Genomic DNA, 16,323 nt, shown 5'->3' on the forward strand with positions numbered 1-16,323 from the left:
TTAAAATTATTCAGTTTTTAATCGATTTTGTTCTAAAGTTTCGGCAAGTCGTTTTTCAACAATAGGCTCAATTAATGTTTTTCTCGGCTTGGTTTTTACAAAAGGATATATTTCCAGCTCATCTTTCATTTTATCATTAGCGTTGGGGTGTTTGTTGCTTCCCAATAACACTTCCTTGCCAGCATCGAATTGCTGCTGTTCTTTGTTGGCACTTTCCTTTATTTTCCGTTGAATGGTGCCTTCCTTCAACTGTTTTAAAAAACCGCCGTTGGCTTCAATATCTTTAAATAATTCTAAAGCTTTTTCGGCAAGCTGATGGGTTAAATTTTCAATATAATAAGCGCCATCTGTAGGATTATCTACTTTATCAAAATAACTTTCGTGCTTTAAAATAAGTAATTGATTTCGGGCAATACGCTCGCCAAATTCGTTGTTTTTATGATATATCGCATCGTAAGGCAAATTGCAAATGGTATTGGCGCCACCTAAAATGGCACTCATGCATTCGGTTGTGGTACGCAGCATGTTGTTGTTGTAATCGTATAGCGTTTTGTTGCGTTTGGTTGGGGTTGCGAAAATATTGCAGTTTGTATTGATGTTGTATTCTGAAGCTAAGGTGCTCCAAAGGATACGTAACGCTCTAAGTTTTGCGATTTCGAAAAAATAATTGGTGCCGACTGACACTTGAAAGATGACAATAAAGGTTGTCTTTTTCTCGCTGTCAATAATAGTTTCAAGATGATTTAAATACGCGTTGGCATGGGCTAAACCGTAAGCCAGTTGTTGTACCATATTGGCACCTGCGTTTTGGTATAAAGCCGTATCAACACTAAAACTATTTGTGTTTTTTACGATAGTTTCAAAATGCTTGTGGTCGTCTTTTAAATTGTTAAACCAGTTTCCGGATTTCGCTAAATGGCCAATGATATCTGTATGAATTTGGATTCCTGCCTTCGCAGGAATTACAGAAAATTGTTTAACGTAATCGCTATTTAAAAACTGTAATTCAAAATAAAGTGGGGTAGAAGTAAGGTTGATGTTTTTTAATAAAACTTCAATGGAAACGGAATCATTTGGAATAATAAATTTGATGCTTTCAGCACCACGTTCAATGGCATCAATGGCTTTGAGATTTGATTTTTTTTCATCGGAAACGTAAATTGTTTGACAGACAAGCCATTGGGTAGCTTGGGTGTTTGATGGTTTTGGAAACGCATCAAAATCATCTGAATGATAAAAAGGCTTTACCGAAATACCTTCGTTTGAATTCCAAATAAGGGTTTCATTATAATCGGCGCCTTTTAAATCAACTTGGATTTTCTGTTTCCATTGTTTTGCCGATACTTGGTTAAAATCATCAAACAAACGCTTAGTCATCTTTTTTTATTTTTAAACTGTCTTCGTATTCAATAATAAAAATTTCCTCGTTGTCCTTTTTCATATAATAAGTTTCGCGAGCAAATTTTTCCATGCCTTCTTCGGTACTTAATTTTTTAATTGCTTTTTTATCTTTTTCAATTTCCCGTTTGTAATATTTTTTTTCATTCTCTAAAGCTTCAATTTCTGAGTTTAACTCATGGTGAATAAGCCACGAATTGGCATCAAAAAACAGCATCCATACGGCGAAAACCACAAAAATGAGTATAAACCAATTTTTAAAAGGCTTTAAATATTTATTTTTTTTGAATTGTGCCATTTACAGGTTTTCGTTAATAATGGTTTTAACAATATCTACGGCAACGGTGTTGTATTTATTGTTAGGAATAATAATATCTGCGTACTCTTTCATGGGTTCTATAAACTGATCGTGCATGGGTTTTAAGGTGTTTTGATAACGCAAAAGCACTTCGTTTATATCTCTGCCACGCTCGGAAATATCGCGTTTTAATCTGCGTATTAAACGCTCGTCGGTATCGGCGTGCACAAATATTTTAATATCGAACATATCCCGCAACTCGGGGTTTGTGAGAATTAAAATGCCTTCAACAATCATAACTTTTCTCGGGTATGTTAAAATGGTATCGCCCGTTCTGTTGTGTTTTACAAACGAATAAACTGGTTGGTGTATGGGTTTATCTTTTTTTAATTCTTTCAAATGATTGACCAACAAGTCGAAATCGATGGATCTCGGGTGGTCGAAATTTATTTTAACGCGTTCTTCGTATGTTAGATGGGTGGTGTCTTTATAATATGAATCTTGTGAAATAACACCAACTTCACCTTCGGGAAGTTCTTTTAAAATCTGATTGACAACCGTTGTTTTTCCACAGCCCGTTCCGCCTGCAATTCCTATAATTAGCATCTAAAAAATGTTTATAAAGCTTAATAAAACTAAATAAAATCCAATTTTAATTTGTATCATTTTAGAAGTTATTTAGTATCACACAAATCTAAGATTATTTCTTCGGAATTATTTTAACTATACCAACATTTTCAACACCAACGTAAATATAGCCGTCTGGACCTTGGCGCACACTGCGCACCCGACCAATGCCATCTAACAGTCGGTCTTGTTTAACAACTTTATTATTTTTAATAACACATCTGTTTAGGTATTGAAATTTTAAAGAACCCACTAAAAGATTGCCTTTCCAATTGGGGTAAACATCGCTGGTTATAAACGCCATACCACTTGGCGCTATAGACGGAGTCCAATGATGAATGGGCTGCTCCATGCCTGGGGCTTCGGTTAATTCGGTAAATTTAGTGCCACTGTAATTTATGCCATAACTAATTACCGGCCAGCCATAATTTTTGCCCGCTTCAATAATATTGATTTCGTCGCCACCTCTGGGACCGTGTTCGTGTGTCCAAATTTTTCCGGTTTCAGGATGTTTTACCATGCCTTGTGGGTTGCGATGCCCATAAGAATATATAGCTTTTTTTGCATCAGCTTTATTGGCAAACGGATTGTTTGTGGGGATGCTTCCATCGTCTTTTAACCGATATACCTTGCCGCCATCACGAGTAATATCTTGCGGGTTTACATCGCGATTACCGCGGTCTCCTATAGTAAAATATAGATACCCATCGTTATCAAAAGTAATGCGAGATCCAAAATGTTGTCCGCGGGTTGTGTTCGGTAAAGCATTATAAAGTACCTCTTTATGGGTTAGTACGTTGTTTTTAAGTTTTGCCCGCATAATGGTGGTGTTGGCACCTTCGTTACTATCGTTTGATGAGGCATAAGATAAATACAACCAACCGTTGTTTTTATAGTTTGGATGCAATTCGATGTCCATTAAACCACCTTGTCCAAGAAGTTCAATTTCAGGCAACCTGGAAACTTTAGATTTTACCCCATTGTTGAAATGTATGAGTTCTCCGGATTTTTCGGTGATAAGCATCGAGCCATCGGGTAAAAAAACAAAGCCCCAAGGATTCTTTAAATCAGAAACAACGGTTTCGTATGAATGCTGGGTGTTTACAGGGTTTTTATCTTGAGCACAAGCGTTAAAACTAATGATTAAAGTTAGTATAAAAAATAAAGGATTCCGACTCATAATTTCACATATTAAATGAAACCACAATTTACTTAAATTTATTGTTTGTTTATAAAGAAAAGCCATATATTTGCAGTCCTTAAAAAAGAGGTAACCAATTCGGGGTGTAGTACCGCATCAAGTGCGACATAAACTACATTCAGAAAAGGTTGATAGAACAATAGATTTTTTGATTTCCCAATTAAACATCAAATTTCTATTAAAATTCGGGGTGTAGCGTAGCCCGGTTATCGCGCCGCGTTTGGGACGCGGAGGTCGCAGGTTCGAATCCTGCCACCCCGACAAATTATAGTATCAATCTATAACAAAAACCTGTTAATCGTATGATTTTCAGGTTTTTCTGTTTTTAAGAATATCATAAGAATTGATATGTTTTGATTAAAAATGTCAACAAATCGGATAACAAATTAAAATTTCAAAAAGTGTTGACCAGATTTATGACCAACGGTCTGCTAATCAATAAATAAATGTATCTTTATAAGTGATTTGACTTTCGTCTGATAACAACGAATTATTGTTAACTAAAAGACGAAATAATGAAAACATCTACCACCTTCAGTATTTTGTTCTGGGCGGACTTCTCCAGGGCAAAAAATGACCAAGCATCTATTTACGCAAGAATTACGGTAAATGGCAAGCGAGCTACCATCAGTCTAAAACGAAAAGTTTTAGTGTCTGATTGGGATGTCCATAAAAACAGAGCTCGGGGAACAAATCAGAAATCAAGAATTCTAAACAGTTATTTAGATGAAACTTACAATCATCTGTTTAAATGTTATCGCGATTTAATGAATGAGCATAAATTGATTACCGCACAGGTCGTTAAGGCTCGATATTTCGGTAATGACGAAAATAATCGTTCCATTACAGATATTATCAATTACCATAATGAAGATATGGTAAACAAATTAAAGTGGGGAACACAAAAAAATTATTACACTACACAGAGTTATATCTCCAAATTTTTATCGAAATCCTATAAGACCACAGACCTTTATTTACGGGAACTTGATTATCACTTTATCATAAAGTTTGAGAAATATCTCCGGGACTACATACCAGAAGACCATCAAAAGCCAATGGGCAACAATACCGTAATGAAGCATATCGAGCGTTTTAGAAAGATGATAAATTTATCGTTTAAATTGGGTTGGATTCAACGCGACCCATTTATCAATTTCAAATCTAAATTCATTAAAAACGAAAGAGGCTTTTTAAGTCTCGAAGAGCTTCAAGAGATAGAAAATAAACAATTTAGCATTCCAAGATTGGAATTGGTAAAGGATTTGTTTGTTTTTAGTTGCTATACCAGTTTAAGTTATATCGATGTCATCCATTTAACTGCGGATAATATCTGTATTGGCATCGATGGCGAACTTTGGATTTATTACAAACGGGAAAAGACGACAAAGCCCATACGAATACCTTTGTTGCCAAAGGCGATGCAAATTGTTGAAAAATACAAGAGCAACCGTAAATCAATATCACAAGGAAGTATATTTCCTAAAATCTCAAATCAAAAACTAAATTCTTATTTAAAGGAAATTGCTGATGTTTGTGGTATTAAAAAGAACCTTACTTTCCACATTGCCCGACATACATTTGCTACAACGGTTACATTAAGTAATGGTATGCCCATTGAGACGGTTTCAAAATTGTTGGGTCACTCCCGAATATCTACAACCCAAATTTATGCTAAAGTCATTGAACGTAAAGTAAGTGATGATATGCAAAAATTAAGGGCTCAATTCAATGAGATAGAAAATGAATCTATCTCTAAAGTGGTTTCTCAAAATTCATAATTCCAGTTAATTAAAAATACAATGGAACTATCTATAATAAAAAATAAAATCCATAATATTCAAGGAAACAAAGTTATTCTTGATTTTGACCTTGCTGAACTCTATGAAGTAGAAACTAGAGTACTAAAACAAGCGGTTAGACGTAATCTTAAACGTTTCCCCGATGATTTTATGTTTCAGCTTTCAAAAGATGAGTGGAAAGAGGTTATCACAAATTGTGACAACCTTCCAGAGAACATTAAATTTAGTCCTGCCACTCCGTTTGCCTTTACCGAACAGGGCGTGGCAATGCTTTCTAGCGTACTTAACAGCGACAAGGCCATTGACGTAAATATATCTATTATGCGTGCATTTGTAGCGTTACGGCAGCATCTTACAGATTATAGCAACCTTAAAGAACATATAGCCCAACTTGAAAAAGAAATGAATATCAAATTTAAGGACATTCATCAGGCTTTGAATTATTTACTGCAAAAGGACAAGGTACAGATTGAACAGCATAACAGGGAACGAATTGGTTTTAAAACGGATAGGAAAGATTAGTAACTTTTCTTTGCTTATCAGAATAGACAATTTTTATGAATATATTGCTTTTATTAATTCGGTTCAATATGAATTAGTATGTGTCCTAAATTCGGTATTTCTTTTTGTAAATGGTCTTTTAACTTATGAGCAATGTCGTGACCAGATTTTACCGAAATTTCATTATTCACAATTGCGTGTAAATCCACGTGGAATTTCATTCCGGATTTTCTAATAAAACATTTCTCTGTTCCTAAAACACCTTGAACTTCTGTTGATTTTTCTCTAATTTCAATTATCAGTTCGTCATAAAGTTGTTCGTCCATAACTTCTCCTAAAGCTGGACGTAATATTAAATAACTATTATATAAAATGAATCCAGAAGCGAATAAGGCAGCCCAATCATCTGCTGTTTCATAACCTTTTCCATATATGATTGCTATCGAAATACCGATAAAGGCCATTACCGAAGTTATGGCATCACTTCTATGATGCCAAGCATCTGCTTTTAATGATGAACTATTTGTTTGTTTACTTTTTTTAATTACAATTTGAAATGAGATTTCTTTCCAAGCTATTATTAGACCTAGCACAATCAAAGTCCAAGATTTCGGGATTTTATGAGGTGTTTGAATGTTTTGAATACTTTCATAGGCGATTATTGTGGCAGAAACAACAAGGAATGTAACAACTCCAAAGGTAATTAATGGCTCAATTTTGCCGTGTCCATAGGGATGATTTTCGTCCGCTGGTCGTTTTGCATATTTAAAACCTAATAAAACTAAAAATGAAGCAAAAATATCCGTTGTCGATTCAATCGCATCTGCAATTAAAGCATAAGAATTTCCAAAAAATCCCGCAAGTCCTTTAATTAAGGCTAAAGCAGTATTCCCAATTATGCTGAAATAAGTTGTTCGTATTGCGGTTTGTTCGTTATTCATTCTAATTTTAGTTGTCAATAAATTTGTTATATTTATAACAAAGATACTTTTTTAATCACAAAAAAAAGAGGTGATAAACACCTCTTAAATTTTGGTTTCCAAAATCATTTTTCTGCTCCCTTTTAGCTCCTTCAGCTCCAGCATTAACTTTTCGTTGTCGCCTAAAACAAACTTTGGAACTACATACACAAAGCATTGACTTTCTCCATCAGTAATGGAATATGGCATTTTGTGTTTGTAAATAACTTCTTGTTGTAATCTTTGGTAAGAGGCTTTACGCTTTTTGTTTCCGTTGGTTCTATAAACTTTAATGTAGTCAATTTCAAAATCGATTCCAGACCTGTTCTTGACCTCTATAACCAAATACACTTCAGAAGCATCATACGCTATTTTTTGTAATTGGACTTTAATTCCTTTTTTGCGTTTGGTTTCAATACGCTCAAAGTTGGATTTTAATAAATACTCGCTGAATTTTTGAAAATGTGTTATTCTATTTGCATATTCGTTCAACGGTTTAACTTCTGGCTTCTGCTTAATCTTTTCCGGAAGTTCACTGCCAATGCTTTCATTTTCATTGATAAAATAATTCAGTTCTGGAAGTTTTTCAGAATATTTCAAAATATAAGAATAAACGCGACCATCACTTGTAACGGTCAATAGGTTGCTTTCTGTTCCAGGCTTCGCCTGTAACAAACCGAAATACTGCTCTTTCTCACGATTATAGGTGAATACAAAATTGGAAGCTCCTGTAATTCCTTGTCGAATAGGGTTTGGAAAAAACAGGGCAACGTTTTTCTGGTCGTTGGCGTAAATAGTGTCAAGGGGTTGCTGTGCTGAAATTGACATTGAACAAATCAATAACAGTAATGTGATATATGTTTTCATAAGAGTGAGTTTATTAATTGCCCATTATGGGCTTTCCTTGATATTTTGTTTTAGGAAGTCTTAAAATGAGTTTGTAATTATCGGTTATCGTAACCTTTACGTTTTTATGGTTACGTTGGAATATTTTCTTGAAACCGCTTACTTGCGGAACACCAGTAATATTAATGTCGTCCACCATATCGCCAACAATTTCATTGGTAACTTCTGCTCTAAAACTGTTTTCAACATAAATGCCTTCGCTACCATCCTGAAAATCATAGGCTTTCAATTTTACTGGTTGATGATTGATATTCTCAATGTCTATGATGGTGCGATTGGGTTTAAAATTGACAAATCCATAAATAGGCGTATTCTTGGAATAGCGTTGTCCATAAATGGTAGCATCTTTTATCAACCGCATTTGTAAGCGATAATTGGTTTTAACTGTTTGTGTGCCATCTACTCGTACATAAATGAAATCATCGGTATTTTTTGAATTCAAATCCTCATTTTCAATAGGATGCGAAGCAAAAAAGAGTTGATGCTCCAAAGCACGTTCTTTGGCTTCCACGTTCGTTTCTTGCTCTTCAATAGCATCCGTTGTGTCTTTTTCCTTCTTAACAGGTGGTTTTGGTGGATAGTATCTTGGATTAATATTTTCAAACGTTCTATCTGAATATCGAATCTGCCCTTGTTGGTAAATGCTATCTACCATCTGCATTTTTTTCTTGTCCAATAAATCAGGGTCATATACGCCTGTGGAATCCAACAGCCGTTCATCATAAATGCTGGGTGCGTTGGTTTCCCTAACTTCCTTTAAGTCGTTTAGGGCATCCAATTTGGAATCGTATTCCTTTTGGTCGTCTTCCAGTTCCGGTACAGGAATCTGGTTGTTCTCAATGGTCGGTTCTTCGTCCTCGCCCAATATAAGCATTGCATAGCCACCTATAAAAAGCAGGATGCATACCAACACGATGGCAAAGACTATTTTATTTTTTTCTACTTTCATAATTTTCTAATTTTCGTAATGTGCTTTCAAAAAAGTTGGTAATTAGCAGTCCGTGGGTATTGTTTGGAAAGTTTCTATCTACGTGAATCAAATTTCCAATAGTGGTCAACTCATAAGTATCTGTGATAGTACCTCTATTGATTTCAAAAATGGTTTTCGTTTCAAACTTGTAGGGTTCGTTTTGAATATCAACTTTGGATTCGATATTCAATACTTTTTGAACCAACGAGTATTGCAACAAACGGTTATAAACTCCATCGGCTTTTTTCTGTCGGTACAGAGCATCTACAGAACTATTACCCAACCAAAGGGCTTTCTCCAAGTTCTTTTCGTAATTGCTGGCATCAATGTTATAGAAATAAGTGTGAAACAACTCCAATTGTGCCAAGACTTCTACTTTTAAATTTTCTTGTTGAGATACCAGTTTCAAGGGAATAACACTTCCGTCCGAATTGACTACAAAAGCATTATTAACTGTTTCTTTATGCAGCTTTATGACCATCAAAACGGAAATGACGCACGTGAGCACAGCTCCAATAACGACGGTCAATACTATAAAGCGATTGAGCTTTAAGATGTTGTAAATATTCTTATATGGTGTTTTCATCTGTAAATTATTATTGCTTTATCAGCCTGTAAAGAGTTTAAAAGTGAACGAGGTCGCTCGTTTATATAATTTGAATTTCAGCAATACAATAAATCCGATAGACCCTAACTGTAAAAGCGGTGCGAAAAAATTACTCCCCCAATCCGTACCAAATAAGTCGCTCCAGAAATTTGTATTGATTTCGGTATAAAGATTATTCACGAAAACATTGACCAGAAAGAAGGCAGGAACTAACATATATACGCCAGCGTAAAGCTTAAAAAAGTTGTATGCCAACGACCTGAACTTTTCAAAAACCGCCAAGCTGATGACCAAAGGGAAAAAGGCTTGCATTATGCCCAGCAAAAAGAATCGTTCTGCAAGGAATAAGGGGTAAATAAACAAATCCAATAGCCAGAGAAATATTCCGGCAATAAAGGATAGTATTTTTAAGCCGTATAAAGGTGTTACTAATGCTTCATAAAGCATTGCCATTGCTTTTTTGGTGGCATCCCAAGCACTTACATCCTGTTCGATGTCAATATCTTGCATCTGTAAAGGAAGAAGTGCGGGTGCCGTGTCCCGATATTGGTTTTCAATGGCCACCAAAATGGTGTCGAAAACACTTAATACCTGTGTGGAAAAAATGACTAAAATCACTATTGCAAAGTTTTTGGCCAGTTCCGCAGGGGTCAATCCCCACGTATAACCCTCATTATTGGCTACACCTTCATTGTACTTTTTTAGGATGTTGATGAGAAAAAACAAGAGGGCGAGTGTCTTCATTCCTACAATAGTGTATTGTGAGAAATCACTATTTTTTATCGTTTGAAAAATAGTGTCCACAAACTCTAACCCTATGCCTAAAAAAATACCTGACATTAGTAATCGGTTTCTCGGTTATTGATTTTGTACTGCATTTCTCGAAATTGAATAATCTCTCGATAGCGTCTGGTTTTTGCCTCAATTTCCGCTACCATTTCCTTGGATTCCAGCTCTTTTTCTTTAAGGACTTCGGCACGTTCGGCATCGGTCATTTTCAGATTGTCGCTGGACAATATTTGGTCGATATATTCCATACCAGCCATAGAGTTCTGAAGGATGGCATCAAAGGAATCTGAAATGCGTGTAACTTCATTTGGTTTAATAAAAGGGGAATTGAGGATTTCCCTCAAATCATCCTGTACAACATCAAACAATCGTTGGTTGTTTCTTGCCAGTTCCCTGACTGCTTGAAGTTGTTTGATGACATTGTTTACCTTATCGATATTCTCTTTTTGGGTTTTAAGGAATTTTACCGTCTTCATTAAATTGGCGGTTTGTTTACCTGATTCCAATAATGATTTTACAAAAGAGATAAAGTTTGTGTTGTCATACACAGGCATCCCCTGGGCCGAAGCCTTACTTCCAATTAGCACTACAAATAGTGCGGATAACATTAGATTTCTGATAGTGTGTCTCATAATTTTTATTTTTAAGAATTAATAAATATTTTAATGGCTTTCTCCATATTTTGGTGTTCTTCAAAATGTTTCATAATGTCTTCGTTTTCTTTGCCATCCGTGAGGTAAGCAGCAAAGACTTCGGGCGGTACTTCCAATCGGAAAATGTTGCTTTCCTTTCCGATTTTGATGAACATTTCGGTATATTTTCGTGTTCCTGTAAGGTTGTTACGAATGGATTTTAACTGGTTTAAATCGTGACTGGTAAGGTTGAGCCTGTTTTTTAATTCGGCATAGCCTTTTTCATTACGAAGGCTGTAAATTACTTGGGTGTTTTCAAGAATACTCGCCGATGTGGAATTGTTGGGCAATTGGTTAATGGATTGCAGTATAATCCCAATCGCTCCATTTTGTTTTCTAATGGCTTGATAATAGAATTCTACACTTTCGAGTACATTTCCAAATTTGAGCTGTTTGGCAAACTCGTCGAATAGGATGATTCCCCTCTCGGCTTTATTTCTCCAAATGGTTCTTTGAATGGCAGATTTAATCAGCTTCAACATTACGGAAAGGATTTCCTTATTGTCCTTTACTTCATCAAGTTCAAAAACAATCAGTCTTTTATCCTCAATTTTATAGGTCTGGTCTTCACTTACATTGAACAGGAAGCTGTACAAGCCATCATCCACATATTCAGAGAGAATGTGCAGAAAATCGTAGATGTTGAAATGTTGCTCTTGAATATGTAGTTCTTCTAAAAAGGTGTCTTTTTTTGTATCAACGAACTGGTATAAATTTTCCAAAGAATGTGTACCACCCACATTTTGTAGATAGTAGTACCGAAGTACTTTTTTGACCGCCACTTCTTCAGCTTTAGTCGTTGCTTTGCCCGAAGCCAAGAGCTCTAAAAGGAAGATTGCCAAATCTTCCAATCGCTCTGGTGTCAAATCATTGACATCAGAGATATAGAATGGATTGATACCCAAATTTTTTCCCTGTTCATAGCGAAGGATGATATGGTCGTCTGGATAGAGCTTGGCAAATTTTGAATATGAACCACCTAAATCAATAATGACCAATCGAACATTTTGTTCAAAATATTGGCGTAGAATATTGTTTGCCAAAAAAGATTTTCCCTCTCCAGTAGGTGCGAAAATGGCAAAGTTCCTTGCCTTGATGCGTTTCTTCTTTTCATCCCAGACATCTTTAAGTACAGGAATGTTATGTTGTCTGTCATTAAAGATGACACCTGTGGCATCTGACTGATAGTTGGTATTGTTAATGTACAGGCAAAGAGCGTGTTTTAAATCGGTTACGTATAAATCCTCATTAGAAAAATTGGAAGTAAAACAGCAATATGAGTTTAAGAAATATTGCTTGCGTTCTTCGCCTTTTGGATAATAAGGCACTATATCCAATTCTTTGAATTCGGTTTTTATTTTGGAAGCAATTCTTTCTAATTGTGCTTCATCTTTATCCCAGAATATAATATTTAGATGACCCCTAATAATTCTTGAACTATCGTCCTCATTGATTTTGGTAACAATGTCTTCAATCTTCTTTAAGATGACTTTGTTCTGTGTTCCAAAATTGGAACTCTTTTTGAGTTCTTCAATTTTCTTGTCCAACAGCTTTCGCCATTTGTGCTTATCATCCAAATAAATGATTTGGTTGACAATATGATTTTCATTGAGATTCAACCCTAATCCGTCAATAAATCCTTGGTGGAATACAAAGTCGTCCGAAGTAAATTTATCATTGGTCTTGCTACTCTGAACCACATCGCCATAACACAATTCGCTATTGATGGCCAGCACATCAAAATGATGGTCGCCAATTTCAATATTCGCTTTTTTCAATAGAATGTCGGTATCAAATCCTTCGTTGAATCCATTAAAATAAGCATTGGTCAATGACAAGACTTTATCGATACCCAAAGGTATCAATGACACTTTCCGGCTGTTATTTACAAAGGAAACGGCATCGTTAACAGAAGCAATAAATTCCTGAACGTTATGGTCCATTTGCTTATGAATACCCTTTTCGACCTTGCGGAATGGGTTGGTAAACTTCGGTGCGTTCAAAGCTTTGTTGTGCGGAAGTATAAAGAATAGGTAAGAAGAATGTTTAATGAATTCCCGACCTTTAAAATAATCGTGTGTGGCACGTTGCAAAAAGCTTTTGTTCGGAAGTTCTTCCGCCAAATATTCAGCTTTCTGATAGATGTCCTGTTTGTGGATAACCGTGGCAATAGGCAATGATTTAAACGCTTGAAACCACGAACCGTGAATATCCTCAAAATCTTTTTCCGCGAGGGAATAGATTTCAGGATTGTCCACTTGATAGCCCAATACCACATTGCCGTTATTAGCGAACACGATATGGTCTTGAATATCCAAAATAGGATGATATGCCGATAGGTTAATTTTCTTCATAGTACAGACGACTTCCTTTTTTGTTACTAATTGTTTGTGGGAATACCTTTTTGATGTGCATCAATGCAGGGTTTTTGGTAATGTGAGTCAATACGATATACAGTGCACCGTTCAATAGAAATACTGAAATGATAACAGTAAAGCTGAACGAAAAGATGATGAACAGCAATGAACCGATAACAACGGTCATCATTAAAGCGAACAATGATATGGGCAGACCCATAATCACGGCTCGCTTGCGTATGTTTTTATAGACCTCGAATCGTTTCATTACACTACGATGCTAATGAGGTACGTAAAGATGCCCACGACTGCTCCCGCAATCAATACAAAGACCAGTACGCGGGTAATCCCTTTTTTTAAATCGGCATTTTCGCCAAAGAAATGTCCAGCATTAAATAGGAATCCAATTAAAAAGATAACGCCCAAAATAATGGGGAAAATGGTTCGGATAGTATCAGAAACATCGTTTACGGAATCTTCGATACCTCCAATTTGTGCAAAAGTTGTACTTGAAATAAGTAATGATAAGATGGTTACATAATGTGATTTTTTCATAATCAAAGTGATTTAGATTTTACGTCAATTTTGATATTTGAAAAATAGTGTATATTGCAATACAAAGAACTGATAATCAGTAAATTGTGAATAAAATAAGTTTTGATGTCAATTGTTTTTATTTGATGCGAATTGGTATCAAATTTTATGAAAATTGAAAAGTGCGATGTTGATAACTCTAAAATTTTGGAAGTGGGTAACGCCCAAAAACGTCAGTTTTGTGATTTTGATGCTACAATTCTGTGTGATTTTCGGTCAACAAAAAGTCATTATCATCGACCCTGGACACGGTGGAAAAGATACTGGTGCAATCGGTACAAATAGTATTCAAGAAAAGGATGTATCGTTAAGTATTGCCAAAGAGATTATAAGGCTAAATGAAACCCTCTTAAATAACGAGTTTGATATGTATTCGACCAGATATATGGACACTTTAATTTCTTTATCCGATAGAAGTCGATTAGCTGAAAGCTTAAAGGCTGATGTGTTTGTATCGTTACATTGCAATGCCTCTAACACATCGGCAAAAGGAATGGACATTTACGTGCATAATACCAACGATGAAGAAGTACTTATAAAGAAATCTATCGGAATGGGATTGTCCATTTTGGAAGAAAGCACTCTGAAATTGGACTTTAAAAAACGAGCAGTTCGATTCGCAAATTTTCAAGTGCTACGTGAAAATATCGAAATTCGCCCTGCTATACTCATCGAAATGGGCTTTATTTCGAGCACCGATGAAGCAGATTATTTTTTAAAGCCCAAAAATATAAGAGCAATGGCATTGGCCATTTTAATGGGATTGTATAACTATTTAAATGTTGGGTTATGAAGGAAATATTTATGGAAATTGTAAAAAGCATTAGAAAGATTATTATAACTATCTTCAAAGAGATAATTAAAACTAAAAATCCTCAATCCTAAATTTTAGTTTTTTGTCAAAATATAACTTGTCAAAATAATTTTGTAGGGTTGGGTCAGTAAAAACAACATATTCACTTTCACATATTTCTTTGAAGTTCTTTGGGTCTTTTAGGAACATAGCACATACATCCAATTCATCATTGGTTATTAATCTTCCGTGTAGTAATTCTCTATGCTCCAAAAAGTTAAAAATCTTTCTGGATGGATTACTGAAACTATTGTAAAGCACTTTCAAAAAAGTTTCTAAATCATCGACATATATTGACCAAGGGTAAGGGTCTTCATTATTTTTCCTTTTAAGCATTAATCCTAAATCGGTTTGTATGGAAGCAAATCTTTCTGAAGTAACTACAATGCAAAAAATCTCGTGAATTTCATTCGTGATAATTACCTCCGATTTATTTTTCAAGCTAACAATAACCTTTTCATTGTTTAACAATTCCTGTTCAACCTGATAGCATTGGTCATAACCTTTTTGAATACAGTCGTTAAAGTCAGATTTAATTCTTTGGTATGCTTGTTCCGTAACCCTTCGTGGTTCTCTATATCTTGAAGCCTTACATTCAATGATATAGGCGTTATTATCCACAAGGATTAATATATCTTTTTCTTCTGGCTCGTTGTTTATGTAATAGTTGGTGAAAATTTTAATCCTTTTTGATTTTTTGAAGAATTTTTTAAATATATCCAAAGTATGGCTTTCCAAAACAACTTTTCCTCTACGGAAATTTACTTGTTCTTTTTCCTTTTTTGTTTGAGTAAGCGTGGTATAAAGTAAATCATATAGAGCTGAAGGCAATTGTTTTTGATATACGTTTAAATACTGATTATCACTAATTCTTATAATCGGTTTATTTTCTAAAGGATTTTGTTGGGAATAAAATAAATTACTATGATTATCTTTAATATCAATTGAAAATAAGCCACAGAAAATATCAATATGTTTTTCTTCAAAAGAGAGGTGAAAATCTTGTTTGGCAAAAAGTAAACATTGGTGGGGTTTCTCAAAAAAATTCAAAAAACTTTCTTGGGTCTCATTCGAAAGTTCTAACAGCTTATCTGTAAACTCATTCTCTGCTAATAATCCATTTGCAGATTGTCGAGCCAGTTTGTCAAAGCCTTTGTCTAAAATAAATGACTTTGAATTTATTGACTTTGCACGATAAATTAATTCAGAATGATTGCATAAATTAATTAAGGTTTTTAAATCGATTTCTAATCTTTCCTGTATTTTATCTTGATAAGGTTTAAACATCCTAATAACCTTATTTACCTCTTGTTCTCTATAATTTAATATTCCGTTTTGAAAGTAATTTTTGAATGCTAATTCGTGAACAAGTAATTTTTGTCTTTTATCAGAAATCTCATCAAATTCATTTCCCTCATAATTTTCTGATAAATAGAAACTAACTATCTCTAAAAGAATGTCAGCAACTTGCTGAAGTACTAAATCATTTTTTTCTGAATAATGAAGTTCTTCCTTGCCTGCCAATGGTGTAGAGAGTCTTAACATTATCAGATATAAAGAATCTTTTAATTTTGACTTGAATTTTTTTGAAAATCCAATATTGCTTCTTTCTGGATGGTGTCTAATAAAATCAGCAAAAAAACATACAAAGCTCTCTTTTGTATAACGAGAGATTATTTTTTGAATTTCTAATGATTTTTTCTCTAAATCTATTTTCTTCATTTTATCCTAAAAACACTATCCTTAATTTTTCAAATCGTTACAAATGG

The 16,323-nt window shown here is 34.7% G+C and carries 16 protein-coding genes and 1 tRNA gene; 4 read left to right on the forward strand and 13 right to left on the reverse strand.

Translation table 11 applies throughout. The features are described 5' to 3' along the window. Positions 1-6 precede the first annotated feature (6 nt). The 4 genes from RNZ46_RS12105 to RNZ46_RS12120 all read right to left on the reverse strand — a co-directional run bounded on the left by RNZ46_RS12105 (position 7) and on the right by RNZ46_RS12120 (position 3,503). Positions 7-1,377 (reverse strand): methylmalonyl-CoA mutase subunit beta, encoded by a 1,371-nt coding sequence (locus RNZ46_RS12105; protein ID WP_316982458.1) that lies wholly within the window; start codon positions 1,375-1,377, stop codon positions 7-9. Continuing rightward, positions 1,370-1,696, reverse strand: a complete 327-nt coding sequence (locus tag RNZ46_RS12110; protein ID WP_316982459.1) for an FtsB family cell division protein — start codon at positions 1,694-1,696, stop codon at positions 1,370-1,372. The genes RNZ46_RS12105 and RNZ46_RS12110 overlap by 8 nt, the downstream gene beginning before the upstream one ends. Continuing rightward, a complete protein-coding gene (gene udk, locus RNZ46_RS12115; protein WP_316982460.1) occupies positions 1,697-2,302 on the reverse strand; it encodes a uridine kinase in 606 nt (201 codons plus the stop codon). A 94-nt stretch (positions 2,303-2,396) separates the two neighbouring features. Beyond that, a complete protein-coding gene (locus RNZ46_RS12120; protein ID WP_316982461.1) occupies positions 2,397-3,503 on the reverse strand; it encodes a PQQ-dependent sugar dehydrogenase in 1,107 nt (368 codons plus the stop codon). A 207-nt stretch (positions 3,504-3,710) separates the two neighbouring features. Here RNZ46_RS12120 and RNZ46_RS12125 point away from each other — a divergent pair. The 3 genes from RNZ46_RS12125 (at position 3,711) to RNZ46_RS12135 (ending at position 5,848) form a co-directional block, all read left to right on the forward strand. Further along, positions 3,711-3,785, forward strand: a tRNA-Pro gene (locus RNZ46_RS12125). A 254-nt stretch (positions 3,786-4,039) separates the two neighbouring features. Then, a complete protein-coding gene (locus tag RNZ46_RS12130) occupies positions 4,040-5,305 on the forward strand; it encodes a site-specific integrase (protein ID WP_025743357.1) in 1,266 nt (421 codons plus the stop codon). Positions 5,306-5,326: 21 nt separating this feature from the next. Continuing rightward, positions 5,327-5,848 (forward strand): ORF6N domain-containing protein, encoded by a 522-nt coding sequence (locus tag RNZ46_RS12135; protein ID WP_025743358.1) that lies wholly within the window; start codon positions 5,327-5,329, stop codon positions 5,846-5,848. Between the two features lie 53 nt (positions 5,849-5,901). Here RNZ46_RS12135 and RNZ46_RS12140 read toward each other — a convergent pair whose 3' ends face one another. From RNZ46_RS12140 to RNZ46_RS12175, 8 genes are all read right to left on the reverse strand, one after another. Beyond that, positions 5,902-6,768: a cation diffusion facilitator family transporter gene (locus tag RNZ46_RS12140; RefSeq protein WP_025743359.1), complete on the reverse strand. Its 867-nt coding sequence runs from the start codon at positions 6,766-6,768 to the stop codon at positions 5,902-5,904. A gap of 84 nt (positions 6,769-6,852) precedes the next feature. Further along, complete coding sequence (locus RNZ46_RS12145) at positions 6,853-7,653, reverse strand: DUF4138 domain-containing protein (RefSeq protein ID WP_027126729.1); 801 nt, start codon at positions 7,651-7,653, stop codon at positions 6,853-6,855. A gap of 13 nt (positions 7,654-7,666) precedes the next feature. Continuing rightward, positions 7,667-8,641: a conjugative transposon protein TraM gene (gene traM / locus RNZ46_RS12150; protein ID WP_025743361.1), complete on the reverse strand. Its 975-nt coding sequence runs from the start codon at positions 8,639-8,641 to the stop codon at positions 7,667-7,669. After that, entirely contained in the window at positions 8,622-9,248 is a 627-nt protein-coding gene (locus RNZ46_RS12155; RefSeq protein ID WP_025743362.1) for a conjugal transfer protein TraK, read from the reverse strand. Before RNZ46_RS12155 ends, traM begins: the two co-directional genes overlap by 20 nt. A gap of 21 nt (positions 9,249-9,269) precedes the next feature. Continuing rightward, the gene (locus RNZ46_RS12160) at positions 9,270-10,109 is read right to left on the reverse strand and encodes a hypothetical protein (protein WP_034230060.1); all 840 of its coding nucleotides are present in this window, start codon (positions 10,107-10,109) and stop codon (positions 9,270-9,272) included. Next, complete coding sequence (locus RNZ46_RS12165) at positions 10,109-10,666, reverse strand: conjugal transfer protein (protein ID WP_339917541.1); 558 nt, start codon at positions 10,664-10,666, stop codon at positions 10,109-10,111. Before RNZ46_RS12165 ends, RNZ46_RS12160 begins: the two co-directional genes overlap by 1 nt. A 35-nt stretch (positions 10,667-10,701) precedes the next feature. Continuing rightward, positions 10,702-13,104 (reverse strand): TraG family conjugative transposon ATPase, encoded by a 2,403-nt coding sequence (locus RNZ46_RS12170; protein ID WP_025743365.1) that lies wholly within the window; start codon positions 13,102-13,104, stop codon positions 10,702-10,704. 270 nt (positions 13,105-13,374) lie between these two features. Beyond that, a complete protein-coding gene (locus tag RNZ46_RS12175; RefSeq protein ID WP_025743366.1) occupies positions 13,375-13,662 on the reverse strand; it encodes a hypothetical protein in 288 nt (95 codons plus the stop codon). A gap of 229 nt (positions 13,663-13,891) precedes the next feature. Here RNZ46_RS12175 and RNZ46_RS12180 point away from each other — a divergent pair, with 229 nt between their 5' ends. Further along, positions 13,892-14,494: an N-acetylmuramoyl-L-alanine amidase family protein gene (locus tag RNZ46_RS12180; protein WP_231567375.1), complete on the forward strand. Its 603-nt coding sequence runs from the start codon at positions 13,892-13,894 to the stop codon at positions 14,492-14,494. Between the two features lie 72 nt (positions 14,495-14,566). Here RNZ46_RS12180 and RNZ46_RS12185 read toward each other — a convergent pair whose 3' ends face one another. Next, positions 14,567-16,276, reverse strand: a complete 1,710-nt coding sequence (locus RNZ46_RS12185; RefSeq protein ID WP_027126734.1) for a hypothetical protein — start codon at positions 16,274-16,276, stop codon at positions 14,567-14,569. Positions 16,277-16,323 lie beyond the last annotated feature (47 nt).

This window comes from Hwangdonia lutea (genome assembly GCF_032814565.1).
Taxonomy (GTDB): Bacteria; Bacteroidota; Bacteroidia; order Flavobacteriales; family Flavobacteriaceae; genus Hwangdonia; species Hwangdonia lutea.

What these genes read in the sequence shown, in the direction of transcription:
- RNZ46_RS12145 (WP_027126729.1), bottom strand. Translation starts at nt 7,653, where the DNA reads ATGAAAACATATATCACATTACTGTTATTGATTTGTTCAATGTCAATT.
- RNZ46_RS12165 (WP_339917541.1), bottom strand. Translation starts at nt 10,666, where the DNA reads ATGTTATCCGCACTATTTGTAGTGCTAATTGGAAGTAAGGCTTCGGCC.
- RNZ46_RS12180 (WP_231567375.1), top strand. Translation starts at nt 13,892, where the DNA reads ATGCTACAATTCTGTGTGATTTTCGGTCAACAAAAAGTCATTATCATC.
- RNZ46_RS12135 (WP_025743358.1), top strand. Translation starts at nt 5,327, where the DNA reads ATGGAACTATCTATAATAAAAAATAAAATCCATAATATTCAAGGAAAC.
- RNZ46_RS12175 (WP_025743366.1), bottom strand. Translation starts at nt 13,662, where the DNA reads ATGAAAAAATCACATTATGTAACCATCTTATCATTACTTATTTCAAGT.
- RNZ46_RS12185 (WP_027126734.1), bottom strand. Translation starts at nt 16,276, where the DNA reads ATGAAGAAAATAGATTTAGAGAAAAAATCATTAGAAATTCAAAAAATA.
- udk (WP_316982460.1), bottom strand. Translation starts at nt 2,302, where the DNA reads ATGCTAATTATAGGAATTGCAGGCGGAACGGGCTGTGGAAAAACAACG.
- RNZ46_RS12155 (WP_025743362.1), bottom strand. Translation starts at nt 9,248, where the DNA reads ATGAAAACACCATATAAGAATATTTACAACATCTTAAAGCTCAATCGC.
- RNZ46_RS12130 (WP_025743357.1), top strand. Translation starts at nt 4,040, where the DNA reads ATGAAAACATCTACCACCTTCAGTATTTTGTTCTGGGCGGACTTCTCC.
- traM (WP_025743361.1), bottom strand. Translation starts at nt 8,641, where the DNA reads ATGAAAGTAGAAAAAAATAAAATAGTCTTTGCCATCGTGTTGGTATGC.
- RNZ46_RS12160 (WP_034230060.1), bottom strand. Translation starts at nt 10,109, where the DNA reads ATGTCAGGTATTTTTTTAGGCATAGGGTTAGAGTTTGTGGACACTATT.
- RNZ46_RS12110 (WP_316982459.1), bottom strand. Translation starts at nt 1,696, where the DNA reads ATGGCACAATTCAAAAAAAATAAATATTTAAAGCCTTTTAAAAATTGG.
- RNZ46_RS12170 (WP_025743365.1), bottom strand. Translation starts at nt 13,104, where the DNA reads ATGAAGAAAATTAACCTATCGGCATATCATCCTATTTTGGATATTCAA.
- RNZ46_RS12120 (WP_316982461.1), bottom strand. Translation starts at nt 3,503, where the DNA reads ATGAGTCGGAATCCTTTATTTTTTATACTAACTTTAATCATTAGTTTT.
- RNZ46_RS12140 (WP_025743359.1), bottom strand. Translation starts at nt 6,768, where the DNA reads ATGAATAACGAACAAACCGCAATACGAACAACTTATTTCAGCATAATT.
- RNZ46_RS12105 (WP_316982458.1), bottom strand. Translation starts at nt 1,377, where the DNA reads ATGACTAAGCGTTTGTTTGATGATTTTAACCAAGTATCGGCAAAACAA.